A 14,603-nucleotide genomic window follows, 5' to 3' on the forward strand; every position below is an offset into this window, starting at 1 on the left:
ACCGGCACCGGTGCGGGCCGGCCGGGACGCGCTGGTCCCGGCCGGCCGCACGGTGGAAGATCAGCCGACCACCTTGTCGATGTCCTTGATGGCGGCATCCCAGGCGGCATCCGGAGCGGTGCCCCGCTGCTCCATGTTGTTGATCTGCTTGGAGAAGGTGTCCTTGATCACGCCGTCCTTCGGGCCGAGCACCGCGGCCGGGATGACCTGTGCCTCTTCGGCGTAGATCTCACCGATGGGGGCGTTGTTGAAGTACTCGAGCTTGGCGGTCTTCACGTCGGGGAGCTCGTAGGCGCCCTTGTTCGACGGGAAGAGGCCGGCGGCCTTGAACACGGCGGCCTGCTGCTCGGGCGCGGTCAGCCACTTGACGAGCTCACCGGCCTCCTTGACGTGCTTGCCCTTCGCGGGCACGGCGAGGAAGGAACCGCCCCAGTTGGCCGCGGTCTCACCCGGGGTGCGGGCGATGTCCCACTTGCCCTTGAACTCGTCGCCGGAGTACGTGGCTATCTGGGCCGCCATCCACGCGGGGCAGGCAACGGTGGCCATGGTGCCCTGGCGGAGAGCGGCCTTCCACGGGTCCTGGAACTGGGCCAGGCCCTGGGTCAGCTTCTTGTCGACCGCCTCGGAGGCAAGCTTCCAGCCCGCCTTGACGCCGGCGCTCTCCTTGTAGATCGGGTCGCCGTTCTTCGCGTAGTACTGCTCCGAGCCGGAGCTCACCACGCCGTTGTACATGGCGCTGGCGGAGTCCATGAAGAAGGTGTCCTTGGGGGCCTTCTTCACGTACTCCTCACCGAGCTTGAGGTAGTCCTCCCAGCCGCCGGCGAGCTTCGCGGCGACCTCCTCGCGGTCGGTGGGCAGTCCGGCCTGCTCGAAGAGGTCACGGCGGTAGCAGATGGACATCGGGCCGATGTCGGTACCGGCGCCGATGACCTTGCCGTCGTCGGTGGTCGCCTGCAGCGCCTTCCAGTTCACCCACTGGCTGGTGTCGATGACCTTGGACAGGTCGGCGAAGGCGTCCGCCTTGGTGTCGACGAGTTCCTTCGCGCGGCCGACTTCGATGCCCTGCACGTCGGCCAGGCCGCTGCCCGTGTTGAGCTGCTGGAGGAACTTGGTGTAGTAGACCGGCTCTTCGGCGGCGGTGTTCGCCTTGACCGTGATGTTCGGGTGGAGCTCGTGGTACTTCTCGAAGAGCTTCGCCTCCTTGTACCCGAACTGTCCGAAGTCGGCGAGGGTCAGGGTGATGTTCCCGTCCGCGTCGGCCTCGTCGGAATCCGAGCCGGAATCGCCGCAGCCGGTCAGCAGCAGGGCGGCGGCCGTGAGGCCCGTTGTGGCCATGATGGCGGTTCTGCGGCTTCGACCTGCGACGGTGCGGGTGATGCGCATTCCACTACTCCTTGTTCCAGGGTGGGACTTGCGTTCGATCTGCGGCATACGCGCTGGTGGGTGCGGGTGCCGGTGGTGCGGAGACGACATGGGCGGTGCCGTCCCCCGCACGAGCGAAAAACCTCGTCCGATATGGGAGCGCTCCCATGCGCTGATGCCGGAAGATTGCTACCTCCCGGGGTGGGTGTCAAGAGTTGAAGACGCTTCCGTTGCCCGAGCGTGTCCTGCAAGTCACGGGAACGTGTCCGACCGAGGGCTTGCGTTTACCTCCGCACCCTGCATGTGAAGTGCGCGGGAATCCCAATTGCCGCAGCTCAGCGAGGTGTTGGGCGTCGGCATGCCGTTCCGGCCGTGAGAAAGGGCCGTCCGCCGCGCAGATTTCCGCGCCACGCTCGAAAGGGCCCCTCGAGCCCCCGCCGTCACGAAAGGCCCGCCGGAAAATGAACGGGGCGGGGGGTCACGGAGGTGCACAGGGGGGTCATGGGGCGTTTCCGTGTTCTTTCCCCGAACTCCACTGCGGCGCGGGGAGGTTCCGGTTCCTTCCGTACGGGCGGGCACAGCAGTACCCCTCCGCGCACCGGGGAACGGGCCTGGAGGGGTACGGAGGGGACGCGCGTCCCGGCCGGGTGTGGGGGGCGTGGGGGGCGGCCGGGACGCGCGCGTCGAGGTGATGGCCGAAGGGGTGGTGCGGACTATCCGAAGGCGCCGAACGCCTTGGTGAAGGCCAGCGGCTCCTGGAGGACCGAGCTGCAGGTCGCGTCCGCGGTCGGCTTCGCGCCGCCCTCGCACTGCGCGTCCCGCGTGCCCGACCACATCGCCAGCCGGCCGATGCCCTTCTCCTGGGCGAACTCCACCAGCTGCGTGGCGTCCTCGACGGTGAAGATCTCGGTGGCGACGTCGTTCACGCCGATCATCGGGGTGACCGCGACGGCCTTCCACGCCTCCGCGTCCGTGAGCCCGAGCACGCCCTTGATCTGGGCCTGCGTGGCGGTGGCCGCCTGGGTGGCGTAGTCGCCCATGTCCTCGCTGTACGACGCCCCGTAGTCCATCGCCATGATGTTGACCGCGTCGATGGAGACTCCGTTCTTCTTCGCGTCCGCGATCAGGTCCACGCCCGGCTGGGTCAGCCCCTCGGGCATCACGGGCAGCGTGAAGGACACGTCGAGACCGGGGTGCGACTTCTGGAGCTGGGCGATGGCGGCCGAGCGTCGGGAGTTGGCGGCGGTGTCGGGCAGTGCGCCGCCTTCGATGTCGAAGTCGACCTTGGTCAGCTCGTACGTGTCGATGACTTCGGCGTACGCCGCGGCGAGCTCCTCCACCGAGGAGCAGTGCAGCGCCAGTTCGGCGCCGGCCGCCCCGCCGAAGGAGACCCGCACGTCGCCGCCCTCGGCCCGCAGCGCGCCGATCTGGGCGGCCACCTTGTCGTCGGCGAGTCCCGTGACCCCGCCCCACAGCGGGGCGCAGCTGCCGCCCGACGTGATGAACGCCAGGTTGAACTCCTCGACGCCGGTCCTGGACGCGGTGTCGAGGAGGTCGTAGGCGGGGTGGAGCGACGTGTCGACGTACGGGGCGAATCCCGCTCCGCCGGCCGTGCCCCCGGGGATCTCGGACGGTTCGGCCGTCGCGGTCTCCGTGGGCGTGGCGTCCTCCGTCGGCGTCGATGTGGGCGCCGGGGTCCCGGTCGGGCGTCCGCTCGGTTCCGGGGTCGCGCCGCCGTCCGCGGAGCAGGCGGCGTCGTTGATGCGGCAGCCTTCCGGATCGGCGGCGGCCGTCGCGGGGTCGGACGTGGTGACGAAGCCGACCGTCGCGGACGCGCCAGGAGCGATGTCCTTGTTCCAGCTCTCGGGCTTCACGGTGACGTGGTTTCCGCTGACGGTGTGCTCGCCGTTCCAGAGCGAGTCGATCTCCGTGCCGGCGGGCAGGTCGAATTCGAGCGTCCAGCCCGACTGGACCGTCCCGGTGTCGTTCGAGACGACGTACTGCCCGGTGTAGCCACCGGTCCAGCCGCTGGCCCTCGTGTACGTGGCGCCCACGGCCGCCGCCTGCGCGGTGCCGGTGAGCGCGAAGACCGTGCCGCCCACGACGGCCGCCGCGACGAGGGCGCCGACGGCCTTCGTGCGGGTGCTCGTCGTGCGGCGGTGCGTACTGGTGCCCATCGCGTGCCTCTGTCCTGCCGGGGGGTGATTGCGTCTGCACGCTAGCCGCCGGCAACCAGGCAAAAGGTACTCATGGGACCCGAGTTGCTGTTCTTAGGGTTTGCTTAAGGGAGACATCGGTGCCGGTTAAGACGGTGTCCTACATGGCGAGTTTGAGGAGTCGTCTGTAGCAGCAGAGGGCTGCGGCGAGGCCGAGGAAGGCCCAGTAGTTGCCTGGTTGGCGTTCGTAGGGGGGCTGAGCCTGCGGTAGCCGGACAGCCACGACATCGTCCGCTCGATCACCGACCTGCGGCGCCCCAGGTGTTGCCCTGCATCGAGTCGTGATCAATTTGCCGGAGTCGCTCTCGTTGCGAAGGTGGATCCGGTAGTCCAGTGTGCATGAGGCACGCGCAACTGACGTGCCAGGAACGGGGGTTCGTCGAGCCGTATCTACCGGTCGGTGAGTACGGCCCGTATCCCGAGCGGCTGCGGCAGCAGTTCGAGGGCGTGATCGCCGAGGCGGCAGAGCGGCACCCGTTACGGGCCCGGGACAGCAAGCATGTACCTACGAACCTTGATCCTTGCTGGGGGCGACCGGGAAGGATGCCTCCTCGCGGCCCGTGCCGTCGGTGATCCACCATCTGTCCTCGCCGAGAATGGTCAGTTCTGCGCGGCCGTCGCCGTCCCAGTCGTGGACGGCGAAGAGCGTGCCACCGTCGGGGCCGTCGTCACCCGGCACGGACCGCTTGGTGGAGTGCCAGGGTTTCGATCCGAGCCCGTGCTCGGAGCCGCCCTGCAGCACCTCGATCCGCGCGTCCCCCGCCTCCTTCTTCTTGGTGAGCTGTACGGCCAGGTCGTCGCAGCCATCGCCGTTGAAGTCCCCGACGGCGAGCCTGGTGCCGAAGCCCTCCTTGAAGTCGCCGCCGTCCATGGTGACCCACTTCCCCGGCTCCTTCCCGTAGCGGACGTTGACCTGGCCGCGCCGGTGAGGTGTGTCGACCTCGTCGTAGCTGTCGACGAAGCTCCGACCGATGGCGATGTCCTGGCGCCCGTCGCCGTCGAAGTCGCCGAAGACGATGTTCTCGCCCTCCGGCAGCCGCTTGGGTTCCTTGCTAAGGCCGCCGACCGTACGGGCGCCGCCGGTGAACAGCAGGGGCGGAACCCACGGAGAGTCGTAGAGCGCGAGATCGGTGGCACGGTCGTCGTTCGCGTCCCCGGCGACCAGTACGGGTGACGCGCCCTCGTGGACCGGGCTGGGGATCTCCACGGTCCTGACCGGGGCGCCGGAGCGCTTGAACGGTCCCTTGAGGACGACCAGTTCCCGAGCCTCGTTCGAGTCCCTGAACACCGCGAGGTCGGTGTGACCGTCCCCGTCGAAGTCGCCGGCGACCGGCGCGGTGTGGTATCCGCTGCCCGGCAGTGGCACACGCCCGTGCGCTCCGCCGATCCGCGGGCCCTTGGGGCCTCCCCACAGGACCTGGGCGGCGCCGCTCACGACGAGGTCGGCGTGGCCGTCCTCATCCAGGTCGGCGACCGTGGGCTGCAACGGGTCGTCGCCCGTCTGGACGTCGTGCGGTACACCGAGGTCGTCGTGGGCGAAGACGGTCGTGCGGTCGGGGTCAGGACCGTGCTCGGAGCCGGGCACGACGAAGAGGTCGAAGTTCTCCGTCTCGGAGATCTCGTGCACCAGATCGACGAGGCCGTCCCCGTCGAGGTCGGGGGTCGCGGGCGTGGCCTCGCGCGCGGAATCGACCGCCCGGCAGGGACTGTTGGGCACCGCACGCGCGCCGCCTGACGGCCGAAGGACGAGGAACGCCATCACCGCCACCACTACGAGGGAGGCCGCCACGGCGTGCCACACGCGCAAGTGGCGGAAGAACGGACCGCCTGCTGTCGGAAAGTGCATCAGCCCACTTCACGGGCGTGGACGCGGCCCGCACAAGGAAGCGGATCATTTCGTTACGGGGGTGATGCACGACGGTCCTGCCCCCCTTTCTGGCCCACGGGTACGTACGGCGGTGAGCCAGGGCTTCCTCCGGCCGGATCTCGGCATCCTCCGGGTAGCCCCGCGGGCTTCGATCTGTGACAGCAGGACCGGAGCAGATCGCGGCGCTCGTCGCCGACGCCGGGGCCGACGCGGTCGTCAATGCCGCAGGCCGGGCCCGGAAGGCCGACGATACGGATCTTCATCTGCGCGGCCCAACGCTTAGGACAGAGCCCTACATGCCGCGTCTGGGTAGACCGCCTTCATGAAGAGTGGGCGGTGGGACTGGATTGTGCCGGTCCGACTATGGGAGATCGCGGGGACCTGGTGGCGCGGAGCGGCTGGGAGCAGATAGAGGCTCGCACCGTGCTCAACGATCTCGGTCGGGAGTGGGCGGAGGATCTACACGCTCTAGCTGGCCGTCGGGGCTGAGCCCGTCAGCCCTCAGGCCCTGATGCTTCCCTGACGTTGCCCGCAGCCGCGCCCGAGGCACGGAAAGTGCGCCGGTAGGCCGACGGGGCGACCCCGGCCTCCGCCGCCAGGTGCCGTCGGAGCGAGGTGGCGGTGGCGAAGCCGACCTCGTGGGCGACCCGTTCCACCGGCAGGTCGGTGGACTCCAGCAGGTGCCGCGCCCGTCGCAACCGCTGCTGGGTCAGCCAGCGGCCGGGGCTCAGACCGGTCTCCTCCCGGAAGCGCCGGGCGAACGTACGGGTGCTCATGGCCGCGTGCGCGGCCAGCTCGTCCAACTGCAGAGGCTGTTCCAGCCGCTGCAGCGCCCAATCGCGGGTCGGCCCGGTGCCGGTTCCGCTCGCCGGCGGCAGCGGCCGCTCGATGTACTGTGCCTGCCCTCCGTCCCGGTATGGCGGCACGACGCAGCGGCGGGCGACCTGGTTGGCGACCTCGCTGCCGTGGTCTCGGCGCACCAGGTGCAGGCAGACGTCGACACCGCTCGCCGCCCCTGCGGAGGTCAGCACGTCACCGTGGTCGACGAAGAGCACACCGGGGTCGAACTCGGCCTGGGGGAACAACGCCTGGAAGTGGTCGGTGAGCTCCCAGTGGGTGGTGGCCCGGCGCCCGTCCAGGAGACCGGCGGCGGCCAGCAGGAAGGCACCGGTACAGATGGACACCAGGCGGGTACCAGGGCGGACGCGGGACAGGGCGGCGAGGGCGTGCGGGTCCGGGGTGGCCGACGCCGGGGAGATCGCGTACGGAGGGATGACCACGGTGTCCGCCTCGGCCAGCACCTCGGGGCCGTGCCCGGGGGTGACGATCAGGTCCGAGTCGGTATGCACGGGCTGCCCGTCCACGCTCGCGGACAGCACCTCGTAGCGGCCATCGGCGGAACCCAGGATCCGGTGAGGGATGCCGAGTTCGAAGGGATAGACGCCGTCGAGGGCAAGGACGACGACCTTGTGGGCGCCGGGCCGCAGATCCGGGCGCAGCCCGCAGTCCAGTTCGGCCGCGCGGTCGGCGAGGTCGCGGGCCTGGGACGGGGCGGCGGACGCGGGACGGGTGGCAGGGCCGAGGGGCATGGCAAGAATGTATCGGAGGCTGACCTTCTTGCCAATCGCCCCGGACGGACCGTACGGCCAGGATCGAGACATGACTTCGACGGACACCTCTGAGCACCTCAACTTCCCGGACCCGGCGGCTGCCACGGACTTTCCGGACCGCGCCGCCGCGGACCGCGCCGCTCCGGACGGCGCCCCCGTGATGCTCGCCCTGCACCAGACGGCCCTCGGCGGCCCCGAGGTCCTGCAGCTGACTGAGCTTCTGCGGCCCTCGCCCGGCCCTGGGGAGATCCTCGTCGCCGTGCACGCGGCCGGACTCAACCCCACGGACTTCAAGCACCGCGCCCTGAGCATCTTCCTGCCGCCCCCGCCGCTGACCCTCGGTTGGGACGTCTCCGGCACCGTGGTGGAGACCGGGTTCGGCGTCACCCTCTTCCGGCCCGGTGACGAGGTGTTCGGCATGCTGCCCTACCCGTACGGGGCCGGCTCCCACGCCGAGTACGTGACCGGCCCCACCCGCGCCTTCGCCGCCAAGCCCACCGGGATCGACCACATCCACGCGGCCGCTCTGCCGCTGGCCGCGCTCACCGCCTGGCAGGCCCTCGTCGAGACCGCGGACCTCCGGGCCGGACAGCGGGTGCTGATCCACGCCGCAGCCGGCGGAGTCGGTCATCTCGCCGTACAGATAGCCAAGGAGCGCGGCGCGCACGTCACCGGGACGGCGAGCGCCCCCAAGCATGACTTCCTGCGCGAGCTCGGCGCGGATGCCTGCATCGACCACCGCTCAGAGGACTTCGCCGAAACCGAGGAGCGCTACGACGTCGTCCTTGACACCCTCGGCGGGGAGACTGCCACCCGTTCCGTGGGCGTGCTCCGCCCCGGCGGTGTCCTCGTCTCCCTGATGCCGGGCGCCGAGGACACCCAGGCAGCGGCGGAAAAGGCACAGGTCCGCGCCGTCATCCTGATCGTTGAGCACGACGGGGCCGGGATGCGCGCCGTCGCCGAGCTCGTAGCCCGGGGCAGGCTCCGTGCCCACGTCTCCGGCACCTTCCCACTCGCCGAAGGCGCCCGGGCCCACGTCCTGGGAGAGACGGGCCGCACCACGGGGAAGCTGGTCATTACCGTGCGCTGAGGCGTGACACCTACGAACCGTACTCGACTCGCGAACAAAGCCAATTGGATGACAGCGGACACCCGGGGTACTCCGGCCTCGGGGAGCATCAGTACAGCAGTTGACGCCAAGCCGGTGATCATGGTCGGCCGGCGCGAGCGCGCTGACGCGGTTCTTCCCGCGGCACCTGCTGTCAGACGGGTGGCCAGTTCCGCAGCGCGACGTCGGCCACCTGCTGGAGTTCGGAGCGGGTGGCACCGTCGGCAGCCTGGACGGCGATGCCGTTCGCTACGGTCATGACGTATCGAGCGAGCGGTTCCGGGTCCACGCCGGGGGGCAGATCACCCTCGTCGACGGCCTGCTGGAACCGGTGGCGGAGGCGAGCACGGGCCTCGTCGCGCCAGGCGCTCAGGGCTTCCTGGGCCGGCCGCCCGGAGTCGCCGGAGGCCAGCGAGCCCTGCACACCCAGGCATCCGGCGGGGCAGCCAGGGCGGGTGGCCTGCAGGGCATCGCACCGGATACACGCTGGGACGGTACGGCGCTATGCGGCTGACTCCGGAACGCGCGGAGCAGGTGTTCACGAAGCTCGCGGTACCAGACACCGCCTGGGTCAGATCCGAGGAGACTGGCCAAACCGTGCACCAGACGGAATCGCAGCAGCTATCGACTTAAGACCGGCTGTCCCTGGGGTTCGGGCCGGCCCCCTGAGCACCTCGGAACTCTGCGTTCCGGCCTCGCGCTCCCCGGGGCCCCCGCCTTCCGGTACGCCGCCCCACCCGGTGCCCCCGGCGCGCGCGCTCGGCCGGGCCGCCGTCGAGCCCTATCCAGATGCGCACCTCCGTGCCGCCGAGCACCGACCGCCCGATCCGCAGGTCGCCGCCGGTGGATTCGGCGACCCTGCGGACGATGTCGAGACCGAGGCCGGTCGAACCCACCTCGCCCCGCGCCCCGTTCCGCCCGCTGGCACCCCTGGCCAGGGCGGATTCCGGATCGGGTATCCCGGGCCCGGCGTCCGAGACCAGCACGATCACCGCGTGGCCGGTGTGGTGCACGTCGACCGCGAAGGCGGTGCCTTCCGGGGTGTGCCGGAACACGTTGCCGAGCAGCGCGTCCAGAGCGGCGGCCAGCTCGGGCCGGGCCACCGGGATCCGTACGGTGCGGTCCACACCCGCCAGCCGCACCGTGCGCCCCTCGTCCTCGGCCAGCGCCGACCAGAACCCCATGCGTTCCCGGATGACCTCCGACGCGTCGCACCCGGCTCCCGCCCCCGTCTGCCCGCCCTGGGTCTGCGGGCGCTGTTCCCGGGCCGTACGGATGATCGTGTCTACCTCGTGCTCCAGCTGTTCGACGGCCGCCCTGGTCTGCTCGGCGGCCGGGCCCTCGCCCAGCGAGGCGGCGTTGAGGCGGAGCACGGTCAGCGGGGTGCGGAGCCGGTGCGAGAGGTCGGCGGCCAGTTCGCGTTCGTTGGCCAGGAGCTGGACCACCTGGTCGGCCATCGAGTTGAAGGCGACCGCGGCGGAGCGGAGCTCGGTGGGGCCCTCCTCGGGGACCCGGGTGCCCAGCCGGCCCTCCCCCAGGTCCTGGGCGGCGCCCGCGAGCCGCTGGGCGGGCTCCACCATCCGTACGCCGAGCCGGTCGGCCACGGCCACCGAGCCGACGATCAGCGCGATCCCGACCCCGGCGAGCACCAGCCAGGCCGTTCCGACGCCGTTGGAGACCTCGTCCTCGGGCACGAACACCTCGACGACCGCGATGCCTCCGGAGCCGAGCGCGGTGGGCTGGAGCAGCGCGGAGCCGCCGGGCACCTCGGCGATGGAGGCGCGGCCCGACTTCCGTACGGTCTCCAGGTCCTCGCGGGTGGCGCGCCGGGTGCCGATCTCCAGGCGGTCGCCGCCCTGTCCGGCTGCGGGGACGTGGACCGCGAGGCGTCCCCGGCCGCCGGGCTCGGTGGACAGGACGGCCCGGGTCAGCTCCTCACGGTCGGTGGTGATGGTGAGGGTCGGGCCGATCGTGGCGGCCTGCCGCTCGGCGTCGGAGAAGGCGCGGTCACGGGCCATCTCCTTGATGACGAGCCCGAGCGGGACGGCGAACGCGATCACGACCATGGCGGTGACCGCCAGGCAGACCCTGACCAGGGCCCATCTCATGCGGACGGCCCCGGGGCCGGTGGTTCGAGCTTGACGCCGACTCCGCGCAGGGTGTGCAGATAGCGCGGCCGGGCGGCCGTCTCGCCCAGTTTGCGGCGCAGCCAGGAGAGATGGACGTCGATGGTCTGGTCGTCGCCGTAGGACTGCTTCCAGACCTCGGCCAGCAGCTCGCGGCGCGGGACGACGACGCCGGGGCGGCCGGCGAGGAAGGCCAGAAGGTCGAATTCACGGCGGGTCAGGTCCAGCGCGGCGCCGTCCAGTTCGGCCTGGCGGCGCAGCGGGTCGATGGAGAGCCCGCCGACCTGGAGGACCCGCGGGGGCGGCGCCTGGGCGCCGGGGCCACGGGTGCGGCGGAGGACGGCCGCCATGCGGGCGGAGAGGTGCTCCACCGAGAACGGTTTGGTCAGGTAGTCGTCGGCACCGTCGTTGAGGAGCCTGACTATCTCGGCCTCGTCGTCCCGCGCGGTCGCGATGATCACGGGTACGTCGGTGATGGAGCGCAGCATCTTCAGGGCCTCGGAGCCGTCGAGGTCGGGCAGCCCGAGATCGAGGACGACGACGTCGAAGCGGAAGTGGGCGACTTCGCGCAGCGCTTCGAGCGCGGTCCCGACGCTCCGTACGGTGTGCGAGGCCTCGGTCAGGTGCCGGATGAGGGCGGAACGTACGAACTGGTCGTCCTCGACCACGAGCACACTAGGCATGCGCCGCACCGTAGCCCATCCGGAGGAACGGGGTCCCTCCCGGACAGCACGTGTGCGGGTGGTGCAGGATGTGCCCGATGCAACGAGGACTCGTACACGCGATCGCGTGGTCGCTCGCCACGGGTGCGGCGGTGACCCTGTCGTGGTGGGGCGTGCACACGGTCATGTCGGGGACGGCGTACGACCCTCCGCGTGCGGTTCCGATCTCGGTGGGGGCGCGGGGCGCGCAGGCGACGGACGAGCCGGTGTCGTCCTCGACGCACCGCGCGCCGCCCTCCCCCTCGCCGAGTGCCACCGCCTCCCGCTCCACGGCCCGGGCGTCCCCACGGCCCTCCCGGAAACCGTCCTCCCGGCCGCCGGCCGCGAGCAGCGGGGCGGCAGAACCCCCTGCGCCCCCGGCCGCCTCGGGCGAGGTGAAGAGCTACCCGACGCGCGGGGGCAGGGTCGTCCTGGAGCTGGCGGATGCCTCGGCGAAGCTGGTCTCGGCGACGCCGGAGCCGGGCTGGTCGATGCAGGTGTGGACGAACCCGGAGTGGATCCGGGTGGACTTCAGCGACGGGGCGGGTGCGACGGTCTCGGTGTTCTGCACCTGGAACGGCCATCCGCCGACCGTGGAGACCGTGGACCAGTAGTCCGGTTACGAGAACGCGTCGGGCGGCGGGGCCGGGGACGGCTTGGCGCCCGCGTCGGTGACGACGGCGGCGCCTCCCGTGAAGTCGGCGAGCGCGCGGCCCTGTTCGACACGGCCGGGGTGCGGGTCGCTCGCGACCCGCCGGGTCAGGTCGGCGACGGCGATCGGCAGGTCGGAGGCGACCAGGACCGCGTTCCCGAAGCGGCGGCCGCGCCAGACGGTCGGATCGGCGGCCAGGGCCAGCTCGGGGAAGAGCGAGGCGGCCGTGGCGATCTGGCCGCGCAGATGGGCGAGCGGCGGGCCGTCAGCGAGGTTGGCGGCGTACTGCCCGCCGGGCTTCAGCACCCGGCGCACCTCGGCGAGGAATTCGACGGAGGTGAGGTGCGCGGGGGTGCGGGCCCCGCCGAAGACATCGGCGATGACGAGGTCGGCCCAGCCGTCCTGGATCCTGCCGAGCCCGGCGCGGGCGTCCGCCGAGCGGACCCGTATCCGCGCCTGTGGGTCCAGGGGCAGCTCCCGCCGCACCAGTTGAACGAGGGGCGCGTCGATCTCCACGATCTGCTGCGTGGAGCGCGGGCGGCTCGCGGCGACGTACCGGGCGAGCGTGAAGGCTCCGCCGCCGAGGTGCAGCACCTGGAGGGGCCGGCCGGGCGGCGCGGCGAGATCGATGACATGGCCGAGCCTGCGCTGGTATTCGAACGAGAGGTACGCGGGATCGTCCAGGTCCACATGGGACTGCGGGGCGCCGTCCAGCAGCAGCGTCCACGCGCGCGGGCGCTCACGGTCGGGCACGAGCTCGGCGAGGCCCCCGTCCACCGTCGCGGAGACGGACTCCTGCCGGCGCTCGGACCGCTTCCGGTCGCTCGCGCCCCGGGCCGCTCCTCGACGTGCCACGCGCGCTCGTCCCCACTACTCACCGGTTCGGGCCGGTTCCCCGGGAGGGCCGGCGACGGCGGGAAACCCCGCCCACCTGGCCATTATGGCCTCAGCGGCAGTTGTCAGCCGCCTCGATGAGCCTGGCCGCCTGGTCGAGGGCGGCCCGGAGGACGGCCGGATCGGTGACCGGGGTCTCCTCGGCGGGCGGCAGGAGCCACCCCCCGCCGATCACGGGCGGCTCGGCGGGAACGCGCAGCCCGCGGCCGTCCGTCCTCGTACAGGCGCTGCCGGGTACGTCCCACGCCTCCGCCGTACCGGGTGGCACCAGGAAGCCGAGGACGGCGCAGGCTCCGTCGTGCAGGATCGGGCCGACGGACTCGTTCTCCGCTCCCCTGCGCAGGATGTCCACGGCCTCCAGGCCCTGACGCGCCGGGACGGTCACCAGGTCGCACGGTGTGGTTTCCGGGGCGCTGTCCATATGAGGCAAGGGAACCCCTCCTCTTCATCTCAGCGGGGCGGTGCCGCGCCCCGTCTCCGCAAGGACCAACGCGCCGACGGCGTCAAGGGCTACGGCGGCACACCGCCGTAAAGGGTGGCAGTTCATGGCGGATCATGGGTGAGATGTCCGCTTTATGGCTAAACGCTGCGTGTGCGGTCTGTCACAGCAGGTACGTTCTTGCTCCGCCGGGACACCGGAAGCACGAGCCCGGCTGCACCAGAGAGGGCCCCGCCATGGTGTCGACACGGGCAGTTCCCAACCTCGCCTTCCGGCGGCTGCGCGGACAGCGCTCCGCCGGGGAGTTCGCGGCCGCGATCCGCCGGGCCGCACGCGAGATCGGTGAACACGTCGCGTGCGACGCCCGGTACATCGGACGCGTGGAGTCCGGCGAGATCCGCTGCCCCAACTACGCGTACGAACGGGTGTTCCTGCACATGTTCCCCGGGGCGAGCCTCGCGGACCTGGGCTTCTCGGCGCGCGAGAGCGTGCGCGGCCGGGGGGCCCGCACGACACCTCTGCCCCCGCCCACCACACCCCCCGCGCTCGACAGCGAGATCCACGAGGAGAGCGACGTGCTGCGTCGCGTGTTCATGACCAGCGGTACCGCCACGGTGGCGGCCGCGTCCCTGGGCCTGGGCGGCCATGCGTCCGCCGCGGGCCCCCTCACCGTCCCCGCGCAGCGCCGGATCGGCGAAGCCGAGGTGAGCGCCGTGGAGAAGGCCGTGCGCCAGATCCGGCTGCTGGACGACCGGCACGGCGCGGACGGCCTCTACCGGCGGGCCTCCCAGCCGCTCCGGGCCGCGTACGCCCTGCTCGACTCCGGGACCACGGCGCGGCGCAGCACGGCGGACCGGCTGCACGCCGGCGCCGGTGAGCTGGCGATCTCCGTGGGCTGGCTGGCCCACGACTCGGGGCGCTTCGACGACGCGCGCTCCCATTACGCGGAGGCGCTCGCGACGGCCCGGCTGGCCGGGGACGCCGCGCTGGAGGCGCACGCGTTCTGCAACGCCTCGTTCCTGGCCCGCGACACGGGGCGGGCCCGGGAGGCCGTCCGCGCGGCGGAGGCCGGGCAGCGGGCGGCCGGGCCGCTCGGCTCACCGCGGCTGCTGGCCCTGCTGGCGCTGCGGGAGGCGGGGGCCAGGGCATGGCTCGGGGACCGCACGGGATGCGAGCAGGCGATCGGGCGGGCACAGACGGCGTTCGAGCGCGGGCCGAGCGACGCGGACCCTGAGTGGATGACCTTCTTCAGGGAGGCGGAGCTGGAGCTGCTGGAGGCGCAGTGCTGGTCGGCGCTGGGTGACTGGCCCCGGGCGGCGCGGCATGCCCGGCGGGCGACCCGGCTGCAGGACCCGCACTTCACCCGGAACCTCGCGCTGTACCGCGCGCAGCTCGCCGGTGACCTGGCGCGGGCGGGCACGGCCGACGAGGCCGCGGCGGCGGGCCACCAGGTGCTGGACCTCCTGGACCGTGTCCAGTCCTCCCGGATCCGCGGGATGCTGGCGAGCGCCGTACGGGTGCTCCGTCCCCGGGGCGGCCCGGAGGTGACGGCCCTCCTGGCCCGCTACGAGGAGCTGCCCCCGGACGCGTGAGGCGGGCCCGCTGACCCCGGTCCAGGCGGGCAGAAC

Annotated in this window: 11 protein-coding genes and 2 pseudogenes; 3 read left to right on the forward strand and 10 right to left on the reverse strand. The window is 71.8% G+C overall.

The annotated features are described in order from the left end of the window. Nucleotides 1-60: 60 nt before the first annotated feature. The 5 genes and pseudogenes from ACIBCU_RS05735 to ACIBCU_RS05755 form a co-directional block, all read right to left on the reverse strand. Entirely contained in the window at nt 61-1,383 is a 1,323-nt protein-coding gene (locus ACIBCU_RS05735; RefSeq protein ID WP_399229488.1) for an ABC transporter substrate-binding protein, read from the reverse strand. A gap of 692 nt (nt 1,384-2,075) precedes the next feature. After that, on the reverse strand, nt 2,076-3,539 hold the full coding sequence (locus ACIBCU_RS05740) for a cellulose binding domain-containing protein (RefSeq protein ID WP_399229490.1): 1,464 nt from the start codon (nt 3,537-3,539) through the stop codon (nt 2,076-2,078). A 139-nt stretch (nt 3,540-3,678) separates the two neighbouring features. Continuing rightward, a pseudogene (locus ACIBCU_RS05745) lies at nt 3,679-3,842 on the reverse strand (IS5/IS1182 family transposase); the annotation flags it as partial. 241 nt (nt 3,843-4,083) lie between these two features. Next, nucleotides 4,084-5,424, reverse strand: coding sequence for an FG-GAP repeat domain-containing protein (locus ACIBCU_RS05750; RefSeq protein WP_399229491.1), 1,341 nt, complete (start codon nt 5,422-5,424; stop codon nt 4,084-4,086). Between the two features lie 515 nt (nt 5,425-5,939). Next, the gene (locus tag ACIBCU_RS05755; protein ID WP_362926798.1) at nt 5,940-7,034 is read right to left on the reverse strand and encodes a helix-turn-helix domain-containing protein; all 1,095 of its coding nucleotides are present in this window, start codon (nt 7,032-7,034) and stop codon (nt 5,940-5,942) included. A gap of 70 nt (nt 7,035-7,104) precedes the next feature. On the opposite strand from ACIBCU_RS05755, the gene ACIBCU_RS05760 reads away from it, so the two are divergent. Beyond that, nucleotides 7,105-8,145 (forward strand): NADP-dependent oxidoreductase, encoded by a 1,041-nt coding sequence (locus ACIBCU_RS05760; RefSeq protein WP_362926799.1) that lies wholly within the window; start codon nt 7,105-7,107, stop codon nt 8,143-8,145. Between the two features lie 172 nt (nt 8,146-8,317). Here the strand turns inward: ACIBCU_RS05760 and ACIBCU_RS05765 are convergent. From ACIBCU_RS05765 to ACIBCU_RS05775, 3 genes and pseudogenes are all read right to left on the reverse strand, one after another. Next, nucleotides 8,318-8,623 (reverse strand): annotated as a pseudogene (locus ACIBCU_RS05765) (TetR family transcriptional regulator C-terminal domain-containing protein); the annotation flags it as partial. A 169-nt stretch (nt 8,624-8,792) separates the two neighbouring features. Continuing rightward, nucleotides 8,793-10,271 (reverse strand): sensor histidine kinase, encoded by a 1,479-nt coding sequence (locus tag ACIBCU_RS05770; RefSeq protein ID WP_399229495.1) that lies wholly within the window; start codon nt 10,269-10,271, stop codon nt 8,793-8,795. Next, nucleotides 10,268-10,972, reverse strand: a complete 705-nt coding sequence (locus ACIBCU_RS05775; protein ID WP_362926807.1) for a response regulator transcription factor — start codon at nt 10,970-10,972, stop codon at nt 10,268-10,270. The genes ACIBCU_RS05770 and ACIBCU_RS05775 overlap by 4 nt, the downstream gene beginning before the upstream one ends. Nucleotides 10,973-11,049: 77 nt before the next feature. Here ACIBCU_RS05775 and ACIBCU_RS05780 point away from each other — a divergent pair, with 77 nt between their 5' ends. Continuing rightward, nucleotides 11,050-11,604: a hypothetical protein gene (locus ACIBCU_RS05780; protein WP_362926808.1), complete on the forward strand. Its 555-nt coding sequence runs from the start codon at nt 11,050-11,052 to the stop codon at nt 11,602-11,604. A 5-nt stretch (nt 11,605-11,609) separates the two neighbouring features. Here ACIBCU_RS05780 and ACIBCU_RS05785 read toward each other — a convergent pair whose 3' ends face one another. Beyond that, complete coding sequence (locus tag ACIBCU_RS05785) at nt 11,610-12,497, reverse strand: fused MFS/spermidine synthase (RefSeq protein ID WP_362926810.1); 888 nt, start codon at nt 12,495-12,497, stop codon at nt 11,610-11,612. Between the two features lie 91 nt (nt 12,498-12,588). Further along, complete coding sequence (locus ACIBCU_RS05790) at nt 12,589-12,957, reverse strand: hypothetical protein (RefSeq protein ID WP_362927073.1); 369 nt, start codon at nt 12,955-12,957, stop codon at nt 12,589-12,591. A gap of 254 nt (nt 12,958-13,211) precedes the next feature. Between ACIBCU_RS05790 and ACIBCU_RS05795 the strand changes: the two genes are divergently transcribed. After that, nucleotides 13,212-14,567, forward strand: coding sequence for a tetratricopeptide repeat protein (locus ACIBCU_RS05795; RefSeq protein ID WP_362926812.1), 1,356 nt, complete (start codon nt 13,212-13,214; stop codon nt 14,565-14,567). Nucleotides 14,568-14,603: the final 36 nt, after the last annotated feature.

It is taken from the genome of Streptomyces sp. NPDC051064 (assembly GCF_044455985.1).
In the GTDB taxonomy this organism is placed as follows: Bacteria; Actinomycetota; Actinomycetes; order Streptomycetales; family Streptomycetaceae; genus Streptomyces.

Excerpts from the sequence above, each read along its gene's own strand:
- ACIBCU_RS05795 (WP_362926812.1), top strand. The coding sequence starts at position 13,212 with ATGGTGTCGACACGGGCAGTTCCCAACCTCGCCTTCCGGCGGCTGCGC.
- ACIBCU_RS05775 (WP_362926807.1), bottom strand. The coding sequence starts at position 10,972 with ATGCCTAGTGTGCTCGTGGTCGAGGACGACCAGTTCGTACGTTCCGCC.
- ACIBCU_RS05755 (WP_362926798.1), bottom strand. The coding sequence starts at position 7,034 with ATGCCCCTCGGCCCTGCCACCCGTCCCGCGTCCGCCGCCCCGTCCCAG.
- ACIBCU_RS05750 (WP_399229491.1), bottom strand. The coding sequence starts at position 5,424 with ATGCACTTTCCGACAGCAGGCGGTCCGTTCTTCCGCCACTTGCGCGTG.
- ACIBCU_RS05780 (WP_362926808.1), top strand. The coding sequence starts at position 11,050 with ATGCAACGAGGACTCGTACACGCGATCGCGTGGTCGCTCGCCACGGGT.
- ACIBCU_RS05735 (WP_399229488.1), bottom strand. The coding sequence starts at position 1,383 with ATGCGCATCACCCGCACCGTCGCAGGTCGAAGCCGCAGAACCGCCATC.
- ACIBCU_RS05770 (WP_399229495.1), bottom strand. The coding sequence starts at position 10,271 with ATGAGATGGGCCCTGGTCAGGGTCTGCCTGGCGGTCACCGCCATGGTC.
- ACIBCU_RS05790 (WP_362927073.1), bottom strand. The coding sequence starts at position 12,957 with ATGGACAGCGCCCCGGAAACCACACCGTGCGACCTGGTGACCGTCCCG.
- ACIBCU_RS05760 (WP_362926799.1), top strand. The coding sequence starts at position 7,105 with ATGACTTCGACGGACACCTCTGAGCACCTCAACTTCCCGGACCCGGCG.
- ACIBCU_RS05740 (WP_399229490.1), bottom strand. The coding sequence starts at position 3,539 with ATGGGCACCAGTACGCACCGCCGCACGACGAGCACCCGCACGAAGGCC.